Here is a 20666-nt window from a genome sequence, read left to right as displayed (position 1 = left end):
ACTTCGGGGCGCGGACTCGCACAGCTCATTCACAATTCACTCAGGCTCGTTCTCGCAATTCACCGCGCTGGTCATTCGCTGCGGGAATTCCTTGATGCGTGCCACGTCAAGGAAGATTTCGCATGAATCGAAACCGCACGCGTACGAACGACCGTGTGTCCCGCACACGAACGACCCGCTCCGGCACGGGGAAGGGCAACGCCCATTCCGGCGCAGGCAAGGGCAACGCCCGACGCCGTACCACCGTGCCCCAGCAGGGCGAATTCGCGCTGCCCGAGTCGATCACCCCCGCGCTGCCCGCCGTCGAGGCGTTCGCCGACCTCGCGATGCCGACGCCGCTGCTGACCGCGCTCGGCACCGCAGGCGTGACCGTTCCCTTCCCGATCCAGGCGGCGACCCTGCCGAACTCCCTGGCGGGGCGGGACGTACTCGGCCGTGGCCGCACCGGTTCGGGCAAGACCCTCGCCTTCGGCCTGGCGCTGCTCTCCCGTATGGCCGGCCGGCGGGCCGAGCCCCGGCAGCCGCTGGCCCTGGTCCTCGTGCCCACCCGTGAGCTGGCCCAGCAGGTGACCGACGCGCTGACCCCCTACGCCAAGGCGGTGCGGCTGCGGATGACCACCGTGGTCGGCGGTCTGTCGATCGGCCGGCAGGCCTCGGCGCTGCGGGCCGGGGTGGACGTCGTCGTCGCGACGCCGGGACGGCTCAAGGACATGATCGACCGAGGCGACTGCCGCCTGGACCAGGTCGACATCACCGTCCTGGACGAGGCCGACCAGATGGCCGACATGGGCTTCATGCCGCAGGTCACGGCGCTGCTCGACCAGGTGCGTCCCGGGGGTCAGCGGATGCTGTTCTCCGCCACCCTGGACCGCAACGTCGACCGGCTCGTCCGCCGCTACCTCAGCGACCCGGTGGTCCACTCGGTGGACCCGTCCGCGGGCGCGGTCACCACCATGGAGCACCACGTGCTCCATGTGCAGACCGAGGACAAGCGGCAGACGACCACCGAGATCGCGGCCCGCGAGGGACGCGTGATCATGTTCCTGGACACCAAGCACGCGGCCGACCGGCTGACCAAGCACCTGCTGAACAGCGGTGTGCGCGCCGCCGTGCTGCACGGCGGCAGGTCCCAGTCCCAGCGCACCCGGACCCTGGCGCAGTTCAAGGACGGGCACGTGACCGTGCTGGTGGCCACGAATGTCGCGGCACGGGGCATCCACGTCGACAACCTCGATCTGGTCGTGAACGTGGATCCGCCCACCGACCCCAAGGACTACCTGCACCGTGGCGGCCGTACGGCCCGTGCCGGTGAGTCCGGCAGTGTCGTCACCCTGGCGACGCCCGACCAACAGCGCGACGTGAGCCGGATGATGGCTGCCGCCGGGGTCAACGCCCGCACCACGCGCGTACGTTCCGGCGCGGCGGAGCTGAGTGACATCACCGGCGCCCGGACCCCCTCGGGCGTCCCGGTCACCATCACCGTGCCGGCCACGGAACGCCCCAGGGCCGCCGCCGCTTCCGCACCCCGGGCCCGCCGCGGGGGCCGTGGTGGGCAGCCGAGGCGGCGCACGGACCGGCGCCGGTCCGTCAACGACCCGGCCGCATGAACCGGGCCGTCGTGATCAGGGGTTCCGCCCCGCTCCCCTCCCCGTGACAACCCGCTGACCCCCCTGACCCCCTGAGAGGCATCATGCGCGTCATCATCGCCCGTTTCCCGTTCGAGCTGACCAAGAGTGGTGTCATCGACTCGATGACGGGGGTCGAGCCGGAGCCGGTCACGGGTGAGTCCGTGATCATCGGCCGCCGCCAGTACCCCGTCAAGCAGGTCGGCCAGATCGTCACCGGGCAGGACCGCCGCGACTTCTCCGCCGCCGAGGTCACCCGGGCCATGACCGCACTCGGCTTCACCTGCCGCACGGGCACCGAGGTCTCGCCTCCCTCGTTCCCGTAGCCGCGACCACCCGACGCCTCGGTCCCGCCCAGCCGCTCGTACCGCCGGCGCCCTCACTCCCGCACCGACAGCGCATCCGCCGGTGTGGTCCGCAGGGCCTGGCGGGTGGGTAGTTCGACGGTGAGGAAGGCCGTGCAGAGGATCAGGACGGCGAGGGCGGGCAGGAGCCAGGGCGGGCCGGCGGGCCAGGGGCGGTCGAGGAAGCCGAGGCCGAGCAGGGTCAGTGGGATCACCGACAGCAGGACGCCTGTGGTGAGGGCCGCCGTGCCGATCACCGCGGCCTCGCGGCGCATCATCGCGAGGATCTGGCGGGGCGTGGTGCCGTTCAGGCGGAGCGTGGCGATCTCGTTCCGGCGCTGGGCGGTGGTGGCGACGAGCTTGTTGGCGATGCTCAGGAGCAGGTAGCCGAGGAGTACGACGATGACGGCCAGGTTGATCCAGACCTCGGGCGGCGCGTCGCTCAGGCCGTCTGTGTCGCCGGTGTCGGTCGGTTCGAGCACCAGGCCGGGCTGCGCCGCTGCCGTCGCGGCGAGGTTGCGGTCCGCCGCTTCGGTGCCGTCCGTGCGGACGAGGATGCTCTGGTCGAGCCCGGCGGTCGTATGCCCCTCGGCGAGTTGGCGGGACAGGACCACCGGCCCGAAGCCGAGGCCGCGGTCGTAGACGGCGACGATCTCCGCCTCGACACGGGTGCCGTCACCCAGCACCAGCCGCACGATCCTGCCCAGCTCCGCCCCGCGCGTACGCGCGACCTCGCTGCTGACGGCGACGGTGTCCCCGGTCAACCGGTCCAGGCTGCCCTCCCGTACCCCGAGGTCGAGCACCGACCCCGCGTCCGGCGTGAGGATCGTCGCCGTGGCGGACTCGACCTCGTCCTCGCCGAACATTTTGTAGGGCCACACCACGGTCGTGGAGCTGACGGGGGCGGCCGCTCGTACGCCGTCGGTGTCGCGTACGGCGGACAGCGCGTCGGCGGGCAGTCCGCCGAGGCCGGGTGCGGTCAGGCGCTGCTGGGCGAGGGTGCCGGTGGAGACGTCCTGCGCGGTGGCCGCCATCACGGTGGTCTGGGTGAAGGTGTACGTCAGCACGAACACGACCGCCATCGCGAGGGCGCTGACGACGCCCGCGAGCCGCATGGCGTACCCGCGGATGTTCGACACCGCCAGCCAGGTCGGCGCCGAGACGCCGGGCCGCAGACGGCGGGCCGCGGTGTCGCCGAGACGCCGGACCAGGGCGGGGCCCGCGAGGGCGAGGCCGATCGCGCCGAAGATCCCGGCGAGGGAGGTGGCCGTGGAGGCGAGGACCGTGCGGCTCAGCAGCGGGACGGCGGAGAGAGCGGTGGCGGCGACGATCAGCAGCAGGCCGCAGCGGGTGCGCAGCCTCGACGGGGTGCGGGGTTCGCTGCGGGACTCCGCGACCGCCTCGGTGGCCGGCAAGCGCGAGGTACGCCATGCGGCGCTCCGGGCCGACACCTGGACCGCGGCGCCCAGCAGCAGGATCGTGGCGGCCGCGGGGATCGGGCTCAGGGTCAGCGGCAGGGCGTCCGGGAGCACTCCGCGGCCGACCAGGAGATCGCGGAACCGACCGGCCAGCAGATAGCCGAGGGCCACTCCCGGCACCATGGCCCCGCCCGCGACGATGGTGGCCTGGGTGGCGGCAAGTCGCCGTATCTGCTTGGGGGTTGCGCCCACGGCCCGCATCAGGGCGAGGTCGCGCCGCTGCCCGCCGACCGCCACGGCCAGCGCGCTCGCCATGACGAAGCCGATGATCAGCAGGACGATGCCGGCCAGCGAACCGGCGAGCAGGATCAGCAGGGAGCGGGCCGCTCCGGCGCCGGGGGACTCGACGTCTCCCCGGTCGGCACCGGTGGACACCGTCAGGCCGGTGCCCCGCACCTTGTCGCGGGCCGCGGCGGCTACCTCGTCCTCGGCGCCGGGTTCGGTGCGCAGGGCGACCAGGTCGACGGTGTCGCCGCCGGACAGCTGTCGAGCCGTCGTATCGGCGAAGAGGATTCCGGCGCCGGGTGCGTCGACGACCGCGGAGAGACGGTAGTCGGCGACGGGGCGGCCCACCGCGACGATCCGCACGCGCTCGCCGACCCGGGCTCCGGCGGCCCGCGCGGTCGCGCCGTCCACGGCGACCTCGCCGGATCCGGTGGGCGCGGTGCCCTCGACCTCGGCGTCCGGCAGCAACTGCGTGGCGGACCAGCCGTGTCCCGCGGTCTGCGGTTCCCCGGTCGGTACGACCTGGCCGCGGGCGTCGACGAGGACGGCGGGGAAGCCGATGTCGCCGACGGCCTCGGTGACGCCCGGCAGCCGGGAGAGGTCGTCGACAGTTGCGGCCGGGACCGTCCCGCGCTCCGGCAGCGCGATCGGCAGATCGCCGGCGGGGCGGTAGTTCTGGTCGGTGGAGACCACGACCGCCGCGCCGCCGAGGCGCCCGGTGGGGAGCTGGGAGCGGAGGCCGGACTCGGCGAGGACACCGGTGCCGGTGATGAGCGCCGCGCCGCCGAGGACCGCGCAGGCCACCGCGAGGAGCGCGGTGATCCGGTGACCGGCCATGCGAACCGCGAGATGGAACATGACCTACATCTCTCCCAACGCGACGAGACGGGCGGCCAGTTCGGGTGCGGTGGGTCGGTGGAGCGTCTGAGTCACCCTCCCGTCGGCCATGACCAGGGCCTGGTGGGCCTGGGCTGCGGCGGCCGGGTCATGGGTGACCATCACGACCGTCTGACGGAGTTCGTCGACCAGTTCACGGAGCAGGTTCAGCACCTGGTGGGCGGTGCGCAGATCCAGTGCGCCGGTCGGCTCGTCGGCGAACACGACGGCCGGTCTGGCGACCAACGCCCGCACGATGGCGGCGCGTTGCTGCTGGCCGCCGGAGAGTTCGGCGGGCCGGTGGCCGAGCCGGTCGGCCAGTCCGACGCGCTCCACCAGCGTCATCAGCCACTCCTTGTCGGGGGCGCGGCCCGCGAGGCGCAGCGGCAGGGTGATGTTGTCGGCGATGCTGAGGGAGGGCACGAGGTTGTAGGACTGGAACACGAAGCCGATGCGCTCACGGCGCAGTTCGGTGCGGCGGGTCTCGTTCAGGCCGCCGATCTCATGGCCGTCGATGGCGATGCTGCCCTCGGTCGGGGAGTCGAGCCCGGCGGCACAGTGCATCAGCGTGCTCTTGCCGGATCCGGAGGGCCCCATCACGGCGAGGAAGGTGCCGTGCGCCACCGTCAACGACACGTCGTCCAGGGCTCGTACGCCGCCCGCATACGTCTTGCTGACGTGGGCCAGCGCGATGGCGGGCGCGGGACCCGTCACGGTGGAGGAGCGGGAGGCTCCCGCGAACGGCGTCCTCATCGCCGGCCCCGCAGCCGCTGGATGACGAGCGCGGTCGCACAGAGCGCGGTGACCGTGCCGCTGGCGAGGTGGATGTGGGTCGCGGCGCCGGTGTAGGAGGCGGCCATGTTGCCGACCACGCTGATCACCAGCACGACCCAGAGGATCGTCCGGGCGAGGTCGCCGCCGGAGAGGGCGCGCTGCTGCGGGCTCTTGGTGTCGGTGGTGATCCGGTAGGGGTCGGTGGTCGTCATGGCCTGCTCCTTCGGCGATCCGCTGTCGGTCACCGAAGCTACGGATCGTGACCCCCTGTCTCCGAGCCCGCAGGCCGCCCGGTTCGGGGTACAGCAGGCTGTACTTTCGCTCCCCTCCGCCTTCCTCAGCCCTTCTCCGCCTGACGGCGAACCGGGCGACCCCCTAGGGTCGTCGACGTGCACGCCGAACCCGCCGACATCACCGACGGCAAGAAGGCCGCCCCCGCGCGCCCCGGCATCCGGGAGACCTTCGTCCGCGCGGCCGGTGCGGCCGTCGCCGCGCTCGAACAGCTCGCCGGCGGGCTCGGTACGGCCGCCGTCGCGCTGGCCGTCCTGCTGTGGCTGGTGCTGGCCGCGGTCACCGTTCCGCTGGGCATCGGGCTGCTGATGGCGCCCAGGGTGCTGCGCGCCCTGCACTCGCTGGCCGGCCGCGAACGCGCCCGGCTCGGCCGCTGGGGGCCCGAGGTCATCGGCCCCGGCCCGGCACCGACACGGCTGCGGCTCGCCCTCGTCGACACCACCACCCGGCGTGAGCTGCGCTGGCTGGTGCGCCACGCCACGCTGGGCTTCCTGCTGGGCCTGTTCGGCGTGCTGCTGCCGCTGATGGCCGTACGCGACGGACTGTTCCCGGCGTACTGGCAGCTGATGCCGAAGGACACCAACAGCACGTCCCTGGGGTTCGATCCCGCGCAGTCCTGGCCGGACGCCCTCGCCGTCTCGCTGCTCGGACTGGGCTGGATCGCGATCATCCTGGGGCTCACCCCGGGCATGGCACGCCTACAGGCGGCACCGGGACGGCGGCTGCTGTCCGCCGGACCCGATGTGGACCTGTCCCTGCGGGTCGCCGAGCTCACCGCGACCCGGGCCGCCGCGCTGGACGCGCACGCCACCGAACTGCGCCGTATCGAGCGTTCGTTGCACGACGGCACCCAGAACCGGATCGTCACCGTCACCGTGCTGCTGGGCGCCGCCCGCCGCATGGTGGCCCGCGACCCGGCGGGCGCCGACGAACTCCTCGAACGCGCCCAGGGCGCCGCCGAGCAGGCCCTCGCCGAACTCCGCGAGGTCGCCCGCGGCATCCTGCCGCCGGTGCTCGCCGACCGCGGACTCGCGGGCGCCCTCAGCGGCCTCGCCGCGTCCTGCGCCGTGCCCTGCCGGATCGACGTCGACGCGCCCGCCCGGTGCGCCGCTTCCGTCGAGGCCACCGCCTACTTCGTGGTCGCCGAGGCCCTCACCAACATCGCCAAGCACAGCCAGGCCGACCACGCCACCGTCACCGTGCGCAGCCGCGGCGGCCTGCTGCAACTGACCGTCACCGACGACGGCCGGGGCGGCGCCGACGAGGAAGGCGGCTCCGGACTGACCGGCATCCGCCGCCGGATCGCGGCCCTCGACGGCACCCTCGCCCTGACCAGCCCCAAGGGCGGCCCGACAACTCTGGAAGTGGAACTGCCATGCGGATTGTGATCGCCGAGGACGACCCCTTGCTGCGGGAGGGCCTCGCCCTGCTGCTACGCGCCGAGGGTCTGGACGTCGTGGCCACCGCCGGCACCCCCGACGGCATCCTGGACGCCATCGACGAGCACAAGCCCGACGTCGCCATCCTCGACGTACGCATGCCGCCGACGCACACCGACGAGGGGATCGTGGCCGCGGTCGAGGCGCGGCGCCGGCGGCCCGATCTCGCCGTGCTGGTGCTGTCGGCCTACGTCGAGCAGAGCTTCGCCAGCGATCTGCTGGGCGGCGGAGTGGGCGGGCTCGGCTATCTGCTGAAGGAACGGGTGGGCCGGGTCGAGGAGTTCCTGGACGCACTGCGGCGCGTGGCGGCGGGCGGCACCGCCATCGACCCCGAGGTGGTCGCCCAGCTGTTCACCCGCAGCCGTCAGGACACCCGGCTGGAACGGCTCAGCCCCCGGGAGCGGGACGTGCTCGCGCTGATGGCGGAGGGGCTCGGCAACAGCGCCATCGCCGGGCGGCTGGTCGTCACCGACGGGGCCGTGCACAAGCACATCCGCAGCATCTTCGCCAAGCTCGACCTGTCGCCGACGGACCAGCTGGACCGGCGGGTCGCCGCGGTCCTGCGCTATCTGGAGGACGTACGGCAGCGGGGCTGAGGTACAGCAGGCCGTACCCCGGTACGGCCCCGACCACCACCGCGCAGACGCCCGTTGGCGAGATCGCCCGGAAGCCGGCGGGTTCCTACGTTGGTGTCGGCATCGCGGAGAGCGGTGCGGACACCGACCCGCAAGGAGCACACGCCATGAAGCTCACCGCCACGGCCCTGGTCGCCGTGATCGCCGCGTCCGTCCTGACGATCCCCACCGCGTCCGCCGCGACCGGGACTCCCCAGGACTCGCTGCGGGACCGGGTGAACGCCGTGCTGGAGGCCGGGACCGTCGGCGCCCTGGCCCGCTCGACCGGCCCGCGCGGATCGCGCTCCGTCACCGCGGGCGAGACCGACACCGCCACCGGCGCGGCCGTGCGCCCCGGCGACCGGTTCCGGATCGCCAGCGCGAGCAAGACGTTCGTCGCCACGGTGGTGCTGCAACTGGCCGGAGAGGGGCGGCTGTCGCTGGACGACACCGTCGAGGACTGGCTGCCGGGCGTCGTCTCCGGCAACGGCAACGACGGCAGCAGGATCACCGTACGGCAGCTGCTCCAGCACACCAGCGGGCTGTTCAACTACACGGCGGACTTCCCGGTGCTCGCCAGTGTGGACGGCTTCGAGGCCGGCCGGTACACCACCTGGACCGACGAGCAGCTGGTCGAGATCGCGATGAGGCACCGGCCGGACTTCGAGCCAGGCACCAAGTGGTCGTACTCGAACACGGGTTACATCGTCGCCGGAATGATCATCAAGAAGGTCACCGGCCACAGCTGGCAGCAGGAAGTGACCCATCGCGTCATCGAGCCGCTGTACCTGCGCAACACGTCCGCCCCGACCACCGAGACCCGGATCCGCGGCCGACACATGCACGGCTACTCCGACTTCGGCGACTCCGGCGCGACGATCGACGTCACCGAGGTCAACCCGACCGCGGCCGGAGCGGCGGGCGCCATGATCAGTACGGCGGCCGATCTGACCCGCTTCTACCGGGCGCTCCTCGGCGGGCAGCTTCTCCGGCCGGCCGAGCTGAAGGCGATGAGGACGACCGTGCCCGCCCCGGACCTGGACGTCGTCTGGCCCGGCGCCGCTTACGGCCTCGGCCTGCTGCGGATCCCGCTCTCCTGCGGTGGGGCGTATTACAGCCATCCCGGCGACTTCCCCGGCTACACCACCCGCAACGGCGTCAGCACCGACGGCCGCCGGGTCGTCGTCCTCGCGGTCACCGGCGACGGAGCGGCCGACCTGTCCACCGAGCACGCGCAGAACGAGCTGATCGACTCAGAGCTCTGCGCCTGACACAAGCCTGACAGAATTCTGACAATGGCCTGACAACAGCCGGATAACTGCTGAAAGGACCCGGAACGCCGCGTTCCGGGTCTTCACAGAACCCGGCCGCATCCCTCCTTTCGTGCCGCACCGCGCCACGACCACCATGGTCAAGTACCGCGCTGAGCCCATGAGTTGCGTCCAAGTTGCGCCCATGAGTTGCGTCCATGAGTCGAAGGGAACGCCGATGGAGAAGCCGATGGCCGACACGGTTCCGGAGTTCGGGACGAGCAGGGCGCCGGGCTGCCCCTTCGATCCCGCGCCCGCCATGCGCGCCCGGCAGAAGGAGGGGCCGGTGGTCCGGGTGCGGCTGTGGGACGGCAGCACCCCGTGGCTGGTCACCGGATACGCCGAGCACCGGGCCGTACTGAGCGACCCGAGGGTCAGCGTCGTCCCGGGCACCCCCGGCATGCCCAGGCTCTCCCCCTCGGAGGTCCACGCCGACCAGACGGCGCCCGCGCTCAGCTTCATCCTGATGGACGACCCCGAACACGCCCGGCTGCGGCGGATGGTCACCGGCGCGTTCTCCGTCAAGCGGGTCGAGGCGATGCGGCCGGTCGCGCAGCGGATCGTGGACGAGCAGATAGACGCCGTGCTGGCGGGCCCGAACCCGGCCGACCTGGTCGAGGCGTTCGCATTGCCCGTGCCCTCGCTGGTGATCTGCGCACTGCTCGGAGTGCCGTACGACAGCCATGACTTCTTCCAGCGCAACAGCAAGGTCATCATCAACCGCGACTCCACCGGAGAGGAGCGGCGGGAGGCCATGATCCGGCTGTACATGTACCTGGACGGCCTGGTCGGCGACAAGCTCGACGCCCCCGGCGACGACCTGCTCTCCGGGCTGACCGAGCGGATCAAGGACGGTGAACTGTCCCGCGAGGAAGCGGTGCAGATGGGCGTGCTGATGCTGTTCGCAGGGCACGAGACCACCGCGAACATGATCGCGTTGGGCACGCTCGCCCTGCTGGAACACCCCGACCAGCTGGCCCTTCTGCGGGAGAGCGACGACCCGAAGTTCGTCGCCGGCGCGGTGGACGAGCTGCTGCGCTATCTGACCATCACGCACGGCGGTACGCGGCGGGCGGCGCTGGAGGACCTCGAGATCGGCGGCCAGGCCATCCGCGCCGGCGAGGGAATCGTCGTCGTCAACGAGACCGCCAACCGGGACGCCGGCGTGTTCGGCGACGACCCCGACGGACTCGATCTCGGGCGCGACGCCCGGCGGCATGTCACCTTCGGCTACGGCATCCACCAGTGCCTCGGGCAGTCGCTGGCGCGCATGGAGCTTCAGGTCGTGTACAGCACCCTTTACCGGCGTATCCCGACCCTGCGTCTGGCGGCGGGCGTCGACGACATTCCCTTCAAGCATGACGGGTTCATTTACGGGGTGTACGAGTTGCCTGTCAGTTGGTGACGGTGCGCTCCGCCGGGGTGGGGTGGTTTGGGTCGCTTTTCGGCTGCGGCGCCGTGGGGGCTGGTCGCGCAGTTCCCCGCGCCCCTTTGGGGCGCTGTCGTGGGCCTGCGTGAACCTGGTGGCGTTTGGGCGGAGTTGTGTTCAGGGGTAGGGACCGTGGTGTAGCGGGCTGCACCATCCCTTCGGGAGGCCGCTCCCTCGTGGCGGCGGGCGTGGCCCGGGATCGTTGACGGCAGAGATCGCAACCGATCCCGGGGCGTACCGGCCCCACGCCCCTCCCCTGAGGACACTGCCGTGCGCTCGAAGCCCACCACCCTGAAGTCGTTCGCCGCCGACCTGCTGCTCTGGTCGTTCTTCGTCGGCGGTCTCGCCGCGGGCTCCGCCTCCGGAGCCGTCCTGGACGGGACGCAGAAGGACATCGCCACCTACGCCGGTATCGCCGTCTCCCTCCTCGCCGGCTCGCAGATAGCGAGGAAGCCGAGGATCAAGGCGTTCCTGTCGGCCCGTCCGGTGCTGTGGTTCCTGTTCCTGTTCAACGGCGGCTTGGCCGCGGTCTGCTACCTCACCATGGACGGCCCGAAGGGAATCATGGCCGCCGCCGGCATGGGCCTGGTCTCCCTGGGCGCGGCAGGCGGCCTCGTCACGGGCCGCCGCAAGCGGGCCGCGAGCGCGGGCGCGCACCGGGCCTCGGCCTGACCTCATCGACACCCACACCGAAAGGGTCCCTCCATGCCGTCGACGACGCCGCGGCCGAGGCGTTCAAGGATGTCTGCGCACCGTGACGGGTCAGGACGCCTCGGTGTCGTAGTCCTGTCGGGCCCGGTCGACCTTGGGCAGGTTGTCCGTCGCCCATTCGGCGAGGTGGGCGAAGAGGGGGGCGAGGCTGCGGCCGAGGTCGGTGATCTCGTACTCGACCCGGGGCGGGACCTCCGGGTGGTACGTGCGCATGACCAGGCCGTCGCGCTCCAGTTGCCGCAGCCGCTGGGTGAGCACCTTCGGCGTGATCTTCGAGATGCCCCGCTCCAGCTCGACGAAGCGCTGCCGGCCGTAGGTGTGGAGGCTCCACAGGATCGGTGTGGTCCAGCGGCTGAAGACGATGTCCACGACCGGGCTGATGGGACAGGCGAGTTCGGGGTCGGAGACCGGCGTCCAGGTCTTCGCTTCGGTGGCCATGCACATCCCCCTGAGGTAGTCACTTTCCTCTAGGTACCTACTATACCGATGCTGTTAGCGTCCTCTCATCGGCACGGAATCTGGCGCAAACGCGCAGATCACAAGGGGAGTTGACGATGATCGTAGTGACGGGGGCGACCGGCAGTGTGGGGCGGTCGCTCGTACGGTTCCTGGTGGGCGCCGGTGAGCAGGTGACCGCGACGTCGCGCTCCGTCGCGGACGCGGAGCTGCCGGAGCAGGTGGTGCGGAAGGCGGCCGATCTCGTCGACGCGGAGAGCCTGCGGCCCGTTCTCGACGGCGCCGACGCGCTGTTCCTCCAGAACGGGGGTCCGAGTGCGCATCGGCTCGACCCCGCGCATCTCGTGGATGTCGCGAAGGCGGGCGGCGTACGGCGGATCGTGCTGCTGTCGTCCCAGGGGGTGGCGACCCGGCCGGACTCCGCCTCGCACGGGGAGGTGGCCCGGCACATCGAGGACGCCGTACGGCAGTCCGGGCTGGAGTGGACCGTCCTGCGGCCCGGCGGCTTCGCCTCCAACACCTACGCCTGGGCCGAGTCGGTGCGCACGACGCGGACCGTCGCCGCGCCGTTCGGTGACGTCGGGCTGCCCGTCGTCGACCCGGACGACATCGCGGAGGTCGCGGCGGTGACACTGCGGGCGGAGGGCCGACATGCCGGGCGGATATACGAGTTGACCGGACCGGCCCTCGTCACGCCCCGGCAGCAGGCCGAGGCGATCGGGGCCGCGCTCGGCGAACCCGTGCGGTTCGTCGAGCAGTCGCGTGACGAGGCCCGCGCCCGGATGCTGCGGTTCATGCCCGAGCCCGTGGTCGACACGACCCTCGACATCGTCGGTGAGCCGAACGCGGGGGAGCTCCGCGTCAGCCCGGACACCGAACTCGTCCTCGGGCGGGCGCCTGGCGCATACGGCGACTGGGCCCGGCGTCATGTCGCCGCCTTCCGCTGACCGGCGGACTCATGCGGGCCTCACCAGCCCCGTGTCATAGGCGAAGATCACCGCCTGCACCCGGTCCCGTGCGCCGATCTTCGCCAGCACCCGGCTCACATGGGACTTCACCGTGGACTCGGCGAGCGAGAAGCGTTCGGCGATCTCGGTGTTGCTCCAGCCGGTGGCCATCGCGGTGAGGACCTCGCGTTCGCGTTCGGTGAGGGCGACGAGGCGGCGCTCCTGGTCGGGGGTCTGGCCCGGCATCCGGTCGGTGAATGCGTCGATGAGCTTGCGGGTCAGACCGGGCGCGATGACGGCGTCCCCGACGGCCACCGCCCGGATGCCGGCGATCAGTTCGTCGGGCAGGGCGTCCTTGAGCAGGAAGCCGCTGGCGCCGGCGCGCAGCGCCGAGTACGCGTACTCGTCGAGGTCGAAGGTGGTCAGGATGAGGACCCGCGAGCGGCCGCCGGACTCGACGATGCGGCGGGTGGCCTCGATGCCGTCCATGCCGGGCATGCGGACGTCCATCAGCACGACGTCGGGGCGGAGTTCGGCGGCCATGCGCACCGCCTCGGCGCCGTGGGTGGCCTCGCCGACCACGGTCAGATCGGGGTGCTGCTCCAGAAGCATGCTGAAGCCGAGGCGCTGAAGGGCCTGGTCGTCGACGATGAGGACGGTGGTCATCCGGGACGCTTCTCCGTGGGTGCCGAGGTGGTCGCGATCAGAAAGCGGGCGTGGACGGTCCAGCCGCCGAGGTCGTTGGGGCCCGCGGTGACGCTTCCGCCGTAGAGCGCGGCCCGCTCGCGCATACCGACCAGGCCGCGGCCCTCGTCGCTCACGCGCGCGTGCAGTGAGGGCCCGGTGTCCTGGACGGTCAGGTCCACGGCGGTGTCGTCGGCGGTGAGCGTGACCTGGACGGTCGTGTCGGCCGCCGCGTGCTTGAGGGTGTTGGTCAGGGCCTCCTGGACGACGCGGTAGACGGCGAGCTGGAGGCTGGGCGGCAGGTCGGTGCGGTGGCCCTCGGTACTCAGGGTGACGGCGGGGCCCGCGGCGCGCACGCGCTCCAGCAGGGCGGTGAGGTCGTTGAAGCCGGGCTGGGGGGCGAGCGGGGTGCCCTCGGCGGTGGTCTTCTCGTCGTCGCCGATGACGGCGAGGAGGCGGCGCAGTTCGGCCAGGGCGCCGCGGCCGCTGTCGGCGATTATGCGCAGCGTTTCGGCGCCCCGTTTGGGCTTCGCCTCGGTCAGTCCGGCGGCGCCGTTGGCGAGGCCGACGATGACGGCGAGGGTGTGGCCGAGGATGTCGTGCATCTCGCGGGCGACACGGGCGCGTTCTGCGGCGGCGGCGAGCCTGGCCCGCTGGTCGCGCTCCACCTCCAGACGGTGGGCGCGCTCGTGCAGGGCCCGGACGTAGGCGTTCACCACCCGGCCGACCAGGCCCGCCGCGGCGACCGCCGCCACCAGGGCCGACTGGATGATCGCCACCACCGGGGTCTGGAGGCCGATGTCCTGGCCGTCGTCGCGCAGGACGGTGGACACGGTCGTCTGGGCGACGGCGACACCCATGCAGACCGCCAGCTGAACGGGCCGGCTGCTGCGGCCCACATTGAGCAGCGCCGCCACGCGTGCGGCCTCGGACCCGGTGGCGGTGTCCAGGGCGAGCGACACCGCGGAGACGGCGGAGGTGAGGGCGAACACCAGGATCGGCCGCTGCTGTCGCCACAGCAGCGGAATGCAGAAGGCTGCCATCAGCACCAGCAGCGTCCCCACGCTGTCCCCGCTGCCGTTCCGCGCGTCGTGCAGGGCCGGAATACCGAACGACGCACAGATCAACGGCACCGCCCAGCGCCTGATCCACGGACGATTCTGGTCGGCCTGCGCCACCCGCTGGAGCCAGCGCATGACCACGACGTCCGCGCGCCGCTCGTCCCCGCCCAGCAGGGTCTCGGGCGTGACGGAGGAAGCCGGTGGCCCGGCGGCGGTCGATGCGGTCACGTCGTACGCCCTCTCGGTACAGGGGCCGCCCGCCGGTCCCCGGGGGAGTGGGACCGACGGGCGGGGCGGGTGGTCACGGCCGGCTTCGGGCCGTACGCCCTGCTTCGGATCGTACGGCCGACCGCTCAGCCCCTTCCGCTGGGCACGGGCTCCGGTTCGGACGCGCCCTCAGGGGCGTCGTCCAGCACGTGCCGCAGCTTCTCGCCCTCCACGTCCACATTGGGCAGCAGACGGTCGAGCCACCCCGGCAGCGACCAGGCGCGGCGGCCCAGCAGGGCCATGACCGCCGGGACGATGGTCATCCGGACCACGAAGGCGTCGAAGAGGACGGCGGCGGCGAGACCCAGGCCGATCGACTTGATCATCGCGGTGTCGCTGAAGATGAACCCGGCGAACACGGAGATCATGATGACGGCGGCGGCCGTGACCACCCGGGCCCCGTGCCGGAAACCGGCGACGACCGCTTCCTTCGGCTCGGCCCCGTGGACGTACTCCTCGCGCATCCGGGTCACCAGGAAGACCTGGTAGTCCATCGCGAGGCCGAACACCACGCCGATCAGGAAGATCGGCAGAACGCTCACGATCGGGCCGGTCTGCGCGACGCCGAAGAGGTCCGCGAGCCAGCCCCACTGGAAGACGGCGACAACGACGCCGAGGGTGGCGAGGACGCTGAGCAGGAAGCCGGCGGCGGCCTTGATCGGGACGAGGATCGAGCGGAACACCAGCATCAGCAGGACCAGCGCCAGGCCGACGACCACGCACAGGTAGGGGATGAGGGCGTCGTTGAGCTTGCCGGAGATGTCAATGTTGAGGGCGGTGGTGCCGGTGACCATCAGCTCGGCGCCGGTGTCGTCCTGGAGGGTCGGGCCCCGGTCGCGGATCTCGGAGACCAGGTCGACCGTCTTCTCGCTGGTCGGCGAGGAGCCCGGGACGGCGCGGATCAGGGCGACGTCGCCGGTCTGGTTGAACGTCGCGGGGCTCACCGAGGCGACGTCGGGCAGGCCTTCGAGCAGGGTGACCGCGTCATTGGCGGCGGCCTTGGGGTCGTCGCTGTCGCGGGCGTCGACCACGACGGTCAGGGGGCCGTTGTAGCCGGCGCCGAAGCCGTCGGTGACGGTGTCGTAGGCGGTGCGCTGGGTGCTGCCGGGGGTGGCCGACTCGTCGCCGGGCATGCCGAGCTGGAGCGACAGGGCCGGGATGGCGAGCAGGAGCAGACCGGCGACCGAGACACCGAGGACCTTGACCGGGTTGCGCAGCACGAACTTCGACCAGCGCACACCCATCGGCTCGCGCCCGCCGCTCTCGATCGCCCGCATCCGGCGCGTCTTGAGCTTCCCGGCCGAGACGCGCGGACCGGCGAAGCCGAGCATCGCGGGCAGCAGGGTGAGGGCGATGACCACGGCGACGACCACCGCGAAGGCGGCGCCGATACCGATGTCGGAGAGCACCTTGATGCCGATGACGCTGAGCCCGGCCAGCGCGATGACCACGGTCAGCCCCGCGAACACCACCGCCGAACCCGCCGTACCGAGCGCCCGCCCGACGGCTTCCTCCGGCGCCCGGCCCTCCTTCAGCTCACCCCGGTAGCGGGAGACGATGAACAGGGCGTAGTCGATGGCCACCGCGAGACCCAGCATCAGCGCGAGCGTGCTCGTGTTGGAGCTGAGGTCGATGGCGGCGCTCGCGACGGTGATACCGGCGATCGCCGTGCCGACCCCGAACAGCGCGGTCAGCAGCGGCAGCCCGGCCGCGACCAGCGAGCCGAAGGTGATCACCATGACGACGGCGGCGATCACGATGCCGATCAGCTCGGTGGCGCTCTGGTGGGGCTCTTCGGAGACGGCGTTTCCGCCCATGCTGACCGCGAGGCCCGCCCGCTCGCCCTGCTGGGCGACGTCCTCCAGGTCGGCGCGGGCGGCGTCGGACATGTCGGCCTCAGCGACCTTGTACGTCACCGACGCGTAGGCGATCGTGCCGTCCTTGCTGACGGTGCCGCTGGTGTACGGGTCGGCGACGCTCGCCACCTGGTCGGCCTTGCCGAGGTCGGCGACGAGCGACTCGACCTCGGTCTTGTGCGCGGTGGACGTCAGCTTCTGTCCGTCCGGCGCCTCGAAGACCACTCGGGCCGTGGCCCCGTCGGCGGACGCCTGCGGGAACTCCTTCTCCAGCAGGTCCAGGGCCTTCTGGGACTGGGTGCCGGGGATGGCGAAGGAGTCCGACGTATTGCTCGACGCACCGGCGGCGCCGATGCCGACGACGGCCAGCACGGCTATCCACAGCATGAGGACGAGCCGTCGTCGTCGGAACGAGAACCGGCCCAGCCGGTAGAGGAACGTGGCCACGGAGAACTCCCGGATGGGGAACGAGGAACGTGTCACCACGCTAGGAACGCCTCGCCCCGACCCATTGGGCCTCGAGAGGTGAATACGGCGCAGGCACTGGTACCGCGGTGCCATACGACCGTCATTCGCCAGAGGTACTGCCCGTCGGACCACCCATGGCCCACGCCCGGGCGCGACGGCCGCCACCTGTGGCGACGGCCGCCGCGCGGTCGGCTGCCGCTACGGCGCGTTGATCAGGTCGTGCGGCGGCACGGTCACCGTGCGGGCGCCGGGCTCACCGCCCAGGACGACCTTGCGCAGGGCGACGTTGTTGTTGGTGTTGGTCTCCTGGAGCCGCTTCTCCGGGTTGGCGATGACCTGGATGTAGTACGTGCCGTTCGGCAGTCCCGTGACATCGAAGGACTGGCCGGGGCGGTACTGGGTGTAGGTGTCGCCGGAGCCGACGTCGAGGACCTCACGGACGGAGATGGAGTTCTGCTGACCGCAGGCGGTCGACAGATCGGTGTTGTACGGGTGCCAGTTGGCGTTCTTGACCGTGTAGTCGACGGCGTCGGTGTTGGCCAGGCAGAACGCCTCCTTGCCGCTGCGCACCTCCTTGGTCTGGTCCTCGCTCAGCAGCCGGTAGCTGGCGAAGTCGGTGAAGTGCCAGTGCTCGTGGCCGACCCGCGGGTCCCACTCCATGGTGCCGGTGGGGGTGTACCCGACCTGCTTGCCGTCCGCGTCGTAGAAGTACTGGTACGCGTCCATCAGGTCCTTGCCGGGGCTGCGGAAGCCGTCCACGACGAGGGGCGCGGGGCCCGCGTTCCAGACGTTGGCGCTGAAGGCGAGGTAGTCCTTGCCGGGTACGTCGCCGTCCTCGCCGTCGGTGATGGCGATGTCCCACGCGGGCAGCGAACGCAGGTCCGGCTTGGGCACGTTCGCGGGGACGCCCGCCCGGCCGGTGGGCCGCTGGGCGGCCGGCTTCAGCGCGGGCGCGATGCGCGAGCCGTCGGTGTGATCGCGTCCGTCGCCCAAGTGGTGTGCCAGGCCCCGGTCTTCGAGCGCGTGCGACAGGGCGCCCGGGGTGGGCGCGTCGGCGCCGCGGGGGCCGTCCTGGTGCATGCTGTGACCGGCGCCGTGATGCCCGGAGCGGGCGGTCAGACCCTCGCCGCCGCCCCCGTCGCTCTGCTGACGCACCGTCACCTTGATGGTCGGCTGGTCGTCGGGGATGCCGAGCAGGTCCCGGTACTTCTTCGCCACCCGCACCTTGGCCGTGTACTCACCGGCCGGCAGGTCCACCGGCTTGTCGTAGTCGACGGTGCTGGAGTTGGACGCCCAGCCCTTCTCCGTACCCCACACCGAGCCCAGCGTGAACGGGTTGGTGGGGCAGCTTTCCGGATAGTGCGAGGTCGCCGGGGCGTCGGGGCGGAGGCGGCCGGAGGCGTTGTTCGGGCAGAAGCCGCCCTTGCTCTTCGCCACCTCCTGACCGGCCGCGTTCTTGACGGTCACCTCCAGGAAGCCGGGCAGCCCGGAGAAGTCCTTCACCAGGCCGGCGGGCAGGTTCTTGGTCGTGGTCTTCGTGCCGTCGCGGAAGATCTGCTGGGCGACGACGGGGTCCTTGTACGACTTGCGCGTGACCTTGAACTCCAGCGGCGCGTCGTCGACGGTGACATACGTCCCCAGGTCCAGGTAGACGCCGGGTTCCCCTTCCCAGCGGTCGAGCGTCACGGAGTTCGAGGCGGCGATCAGCTTGAGCTTCGGCTTGCCGGGCGTGCTCGGCGCCGCGTCGGCGCCGGGAGCGGTGGCCGCGACCCCGGCGACGACGGCTAGCGCGGCGGAGACGGCGAGCGCGGAGCGTTTCACGCGCGTGCGATGTTGCTGACTGGTCATCGGTTCCTCGTCTGCGAGTGCCACGGTCAATGGCATCGGACTGGACAGCCCACGCCGGCCTGCCTTGGGTCCCCCCGGACCGACCGATCCTGTGAGCACTCTGTGAGAGAGGTAAATACCGTGTGTGGGTTGCCTGTTGGGGCGGCCGGGTTTCCACACACGGCATGCGGCGGGAGTCATCCCGCCCTGCGCACGGGCCCTACCGTCAGCCTTCCGCCACGTTCGCCGTCAGCAGCCTCAGCAACTGCTTGGCCTGCGCGTGCTGTTCCGGGGTCAGCCCCATCGCGTCGCCGATGGCCAGGGGGACGGTCGCGGCCCGTTCGCGGAGCTCGGCGCCCGCCGGGGTGAGGCGGATGGCGACGGAGCGCTCGTCCTCGCGGCGGCGTTCCCGGCGGAGCAGGCCGTTCGACTCCAGGCGCTTCAGAAGCGGGGAGAGGGTGCTGGACTCCAGCTGGAGGGCGGCCCCCAAGTCCCGTACGGAGATCGAGTCCTGCTCCCACAGCACCAGCATCACCAGGTACTGCGGGTAGGTCAGGCCGAGCGCGTCCAGGAGGGGGCGGTAGCGAGTGGTGACCGCCCTGGATGCCGCATAAAGTGCAAAACAGAGCTGGTCGTCGAGGAGCAGCGAACCCTGCTGCGCGTCCGGTTCCGCAGTGCTCACGTCACCCTCCTCCAGGTCCGACCTGCCCTCATCCTACCTTTTCAAGTCCCCCCGATTCAATCGAAGCCAAATAAGTCGAGCCCAAATAAGTTGCGCGCGACTTAATCGCGCAGTACCTTCAAAGCACGCCGCCACTCCCGACGGCACCCGAACCAAGGGAGATCGCCATGACCGACGCCACCGCCCCCCGCCCCGTCCTGGAGCCCGCCGCCGCGGACTTCGCCGAGGCCACCGCGAACCCGCCGTACCTCTTCGACCTCGACCCCGCCGAGGGCCGCAAGACCGTCGACGAGGTTCAGTCGGGCGAGATCGAGAAGCCGGAGGTCGACGAGGAGTGGATCACCGTCTCCGGCGGCCCCACCGGCAGCGTCCGGGCACGCATCGTCAAGCCCGCCGGCGCCCACGGCACCCTCCCGGTGATCGTCTACATCCACGGCGCCGGCTGGGTCTTCGGCAACGCCCACACCCACGACCGGCTGGTCCGAGAACTGGCCGTCGGCGCCAAGGCCGCCGTGGTCTTCCCGGAGTACGACCTCTCACCCGAGGCCCGCTACCCGGTCGCCATCGAGCAGAACTACGCGGTCGCCCAGTGGGTCGTGCGCGAGGGCGCCGCCAAGAACCTGGACGCGACCCGGATCGCGGTCGCCGGTGACTCGGTCGGCGGGAACATGAGCGCCGCGCTGACCCTGATGGCGAAGGAGCGCGGCGACGTCCCGCTCGTCGCGCAGGTGCTCTTCTACCCGGTGACGGACGCGAGCTTCGACACCGCCTCCTACCACCAGTTCGCCACCGGCTACTTCCTGCGCCGGGACGGCATGCAGTGGTTCTGGGACCAGTACACGACCGACGAGGCCGAGCGCGCGCAGATCACCGCGTCCCCGCTGCGCGCCACCACCGAGCAGCTCACCGGACTCCCGCCCGCCCTGGTCGTCACCGGCGAGGCGGACGTCCTGCGCGACGAGGGCGAGGCCTACGCGAACAAGCTCCGCGAGGCGGGCGTCCCCGTCACCGCCGTCCGCTACCAGGGGATCATCCACGACTTCGTGATGCTCAACGCCCTGCGCGGAACGAACGCCGCCGAGGGCGCGATCACCCAGGCGATCACCATCCTGCGCAGGGCCCTCGGCACGAGCTGAGGCCGGCCCGGACCGCTGACGTGGCGGCTGCCGTTCTCGTGGCCGCCTCTGCAACACAGGCACCCAGCTGCCCTCGCGGGGTGCCTGTGACCAGCGGGGCGGGGAATCTGCGCAAGAGCACCACACGGGCTGCACACAGGCTTTCAAAAGGATCGTTAGGTTGCTG

The 20666-nt window shown here is 71.5% G+C and carries 18 protein-coding genes; 9 read left to right on the top strand and 9 right to left on the bottom strand.

The window, feature by feature from the left end; translation table 11 throughout:
- The first annotated feature begins 122 nt into the window (after positions 1-122).
- Positions 123-1607 (top strand): DEAD/DEAH box helicase, encoded by a 1485-nt coding sequence (locus ACIHFB_RS22200; RefSeq protein WP_365272114.1) that lies wholly within the window; start codon positions 123-125, stop codon positions 1605-1607.
- 83 nt (positions 1608-1690) lie between these two features.
- Positions 1691-1951 (top strand): SCO5918 family protein, encoded by a 261-nt coding sequence (locus ACIHFB_RS22195; protein WP_365272111.1) that lies wholly within the window; start codon positions 1691-1693, stop codon positions 1949-1951.
- Positions 1952-2004: 53 nt separating this feature from the next.
- Here ACIHFB_RS22195 and ACIHFB_RS22190 read toward each other — a convergent pair whose 3' ends face one another.
- The 3 genes from ACIHFB_RS22190 to ACIHFB_RS22180 are packed head-to-tail and all read right to left on the bottom strand — an operon-like array spanning position 2005 to position 5534.
- On the bottom strand, positions 2005-4530 hold the full coding sequence (locus ACIHFB_RS22190) for an FtsX-like permease family protein (RefSeq protein WP_365272109.1): 2526 nt from the start codon (positions 4528-4530) through the stop codon (positions 2005-2007).
- 3 nt (positions 4531-4533) lie between these two features.
- Positions 4534-5301 (bottom strand): ABC transporter ATP-binding protein, encoded by a 768-nt coding sequence (locus ACIHFB_RS22185; RefSeq protein ID WP_400127678.1) that lies wholly within the window; start codon positions 5299-5301, stop codon positions 4534-4536.
- Positions 5298-5534 carry a hypothetical protein gene (locus tag ACIHFB_RS22180; protein ID WP_365272103.1) on the bottom strand — a complete coding sequence of 79 codons (237 nt, stop codon included), beginning with the start codon at positions 5532-5534 and terminating at the stop codon, positions 5298-5300. Before ACIHFB_RS22180 ends, ACIHFB_RS22185 begins: the two co-directional genes overlap by 4 nt.
- A 177-nt stretch (positions 5535-5711) precedes the next feature.
- On the opposite strand from ACIHFB_RS22180, the gene ACIHFB_RS22175 reads away from it, so the two are divergent.
- The 5 genes from ACIHFB_RS22175 to ACIHFB_RS22155 all read left to right on the top strand — a co-directional run bounded on the left by ACIHFB_RS22175 (position 5712) and on the right by ACIHFB_RS22155 (position 11077).
- Positions 5712-7001: a sensor histidine kinase gene (locus ACIHFB_RS22175; protein WP_400127677.1), complete on the top strand. Its 1290-nt coding sequence runs from the start codon at positions 5712-5714 to the stop codon at positions 6999-7001.
- Positions 6989-7648 (top strand): response regulator transcription factor, encoded by a 660-nt coding sequence (locus tag ACIHFB_RS22170; RefSeq protein WP_365272100.1) that lies wholly within the window; start codon positions 6989-6991, stop codon positions 7646-7648. Before ACIHFB_RS22175 ends, ACIHFB_RS22170 begins: the two co-directional genes overlap by 13 nt.
- Before the next feature lie 146 nt (positions 7649-7794).
- Positions 7795-8937, top strand: a complete 1143-nt coding sequence (locus ACIHFB_RS22165; protein WP_400127676.1) for a serine hydrolase domain-containing protein — start codon at positions 7795-7797, stop codon at positions 8935-8937.
- Between the two features lie 229 nt (positions 8938-9166).
- The gene (locus ACIHFB_RS22160) at positions 9167-10381 is read left to right on the top strand and encodes a cytochrome P450 (RefSeq protein WP_365272095.1); all 1215 of its coding nucleotides are present in this window, start codon (positions 9167-9169) and stop codon (positions 10379-10381) included.
- A 294-nt stretch (positions 10382-10675) separates the two neighbouring features.
- Positions 10676-11077: a hypothetical protein gene (locus tag ACIHFB_RS22155; protein ID WP_365272092.1), complete on the top strand. Its 402-nt coding sequence runs from the start codon at positions 10676-10678 to the stop codon at positions 11075-11077.
- Positions 11078-11167: 90 nt separating this feature from the next.
- Here ACIHFB_RS22155 and ACIHFB_RS22150 read toward each other — a convergent pair whose 3' ends face one another.
- Positions 11168-11560 (bottom strand): winged helix-turn-helix transcriptional regulator, encoded by a 393-nt coding sequence (locus tag ACIHFB_RS22150; RefSeq protein ID WP_400127675.1) that lies wholly within the window; start codon positions 11558-11560, stop codon positions 11168-11170.
- A gap of 110 nt (positions 11561-11670) precedes the next feature.
- Here ACIHFB_RS22150 and ACIHFB_RS22145 point away from each other — a divergent pair, with 110 nt between their 5' ends.
- Positions 11671-12519, top strand: a complete 849-nt coding sequence (locus ACIHFB_RS22145; RefSeq protein ID WP_400127674.1) for an NAD(P)H-binding protein — start codon at positions 11671-11673, stop codon at positions 12517-12519.
- Between the two features lie 9 nt (positions 12520-12528).
- Here the strand turns inward: ACIHFB_RS22145 and ACIHFB_RS22140 are convergent, their stop codons facing one another.
- From ACIHFB_RS22140 to ACIHFB_RS22120, 5 genes are all read right to left on the bottom strand, one after another.
- A complete protein-coding gene (locus tag ACIHFB_RS22140; protein WP_365272084.1) occupies positions 12529-13185 on the bottom strand; it encodes a response regulator transcription factor in 657 nt (218 codons plus the stop codon).
- The gene (locus ACIHFB_RS22135) at positions 13182-14492 is read right to left on the bottom strand and encodes a histidine kinase (protein ID WP_365272081.1); all 1311 of its coding nucleotides are present in this window, start codon (positions 14490-14492) and stop codon (positions 13182-13184) included. Before ACIHFB_RS22135 ends, ACIHFB_RS22140 begins: the two co-directional genes overlap by 4 nt.
- 125 nt (positions 14493-14617) lie before the next feature.
- Positions 14618-16834, bottom strand: a complete 2217-nt coding sequence (locus tag ACIHFB_RS22130) for an MMPL family transporter (protein WP_400127874.1) — start codon at positions 16832-16834, stop codon at positions 14618-14620.
- Positions 16835-17053: 219 nt separating this feature from the next.
- Positions 17054-18703, bottom strand: a complete 1650-nt coding sequence (locus tag ACIHFB_RS22125; protein ID WP_400127673.1) for a lysyl oxidase family protein — start codon at positions 18701-18703, stop codon at positions 17054-17056.
- A 205-nt stretch (positions 18704-18908) separates the two neighbouring features.
- Positions 18909-19364 (bottom strand): MarR family transcriptional regulator, encoded by a 456-nt coding sequence (locus ACIHFB_RS22120; protein WP_365272075.1) that lies wholly within the window; start codon positions 19362-19364, stop codon positions 18909-18911.
- 167 nt (positions 19365-19531) lie between these two features.
- Here ACIHFB_RS22120 and ACIHFB_RS22115 point away from each other — a divergent pair, with 167 nt between their 5' ends.
- A complete protein-coding gene (locus ACIHFB_RS22115; RefSeq protein ID WP_365272072.1) occupies positions 19532-20500 on the top strand; it encodes an alpha/beta hydrolase in 969 nt (322 codons plus the stop codon).
- Positions 20501-20666 lie beyond the last annotated feature (166 nt).

The sequence above is a fragment of the Streptomyces sp. NPDC051963 genome (assembly GCF_044593495.1).
Taxonomy (GTDB): Bacteria; Actinomycetota; Actinomycetes; order Streptomycetales; family Streptomycetaceae; genus Streptomyces.
This window is presented reverse-complemented; position numbering and strand designations above follow the sequence as displayed.

Coding starts and splice junctions, on each gene's coding strand:
- ACIHFB_RS22185 (WP_400127678.1), bottom strand. CDS start 5,301: ATGAGGACGCCGTTCGCGGGAGCCTCCCGCTCCTCCACCGTGACGGGT.
- ACIHFB_RS22140 (WP_365272084.1), bottom strand. CDS start 13,185: ATGACCACCGTCCTCATCGTCGACGACCAGGCCCTTCAGCGCCTCGGC.
- ACIHFB_RS22125 (WP_400127673.1), bottom strand. CDS start 18,703: ATGACCAGTCAGCAACATCGCACGCGCGTGAAACGCTCCGCGCTCGCC.
- ACIHFB_RS22200 (WP_365272114.1), top strand. CDS start 123: ATGAATCGAAACCGCACGCGTACGAACGACCGTGTGTCCCGCACACGA.
- ACIHFB_RS22180 (WP_365272103.1), bottom strand. CDS start 5,534: ATGACGACCACCGACCCCTACCGGATCACCACCGACACCAAGAGCCCG.
- ACIHFB_RS22170 (WP_365272100.1), top strand. CDS start 6,989: ATGCGGATTGTGATCGCCGAGGACGACCCCTTGCTGCGGGAGGGCCTC.
- ACIHFB_RS22190 (WP_365272109.1), bottom strand. CDS start 4,530: ATGTTCCATCTCGCGGTTCGCATGGCCGGTCACCGGATCACCGCGCTC.
- ACIHFB_RS22165 (WP_400127676.1), top strand. CDS start 7,795: ATGAAGCTCACCGCCACGGCCCTGGTCGCCGTGATCGCCGCGTCCGTC.
- ACIHFB_RS22150 (WP_400127675.1), bottom strand. CDS start 11,560: ATGTGCATGGCCACCGAAGCGAAGACCTGGACGCCGGTCTCCGACCCC.
- ACIHFB_RS22160 (WP_365272095.1), top strand. CDS start 9,167: ATGGCCGACACGGTTCCGGAGTTCGGGACGAGCAGGGCGCCGGGCTGC.
- ACIHFB_RS22145 (WP_400127674.1), top strand. CDS start 11,671: ATGATCGTAGTGACGGGGGCGACCGGCAGTGTGGGGCGGTCGCTCGTA.
- ACIHFB_RS22195 (WP_365272111.1), top strand. CDS start 1,691: ATGCGCGTCATCATCGCCCGTTTCCCGTTCGAGCTGACCAAGAGTGGT.
- ACIHFB_RS22115 (WP_365272072.1), top strand. CDS start 19,532: ATGACCGACGCCACCGCCCCCCGCCCCGTCCTGGAGCCCGCCGCCGCG.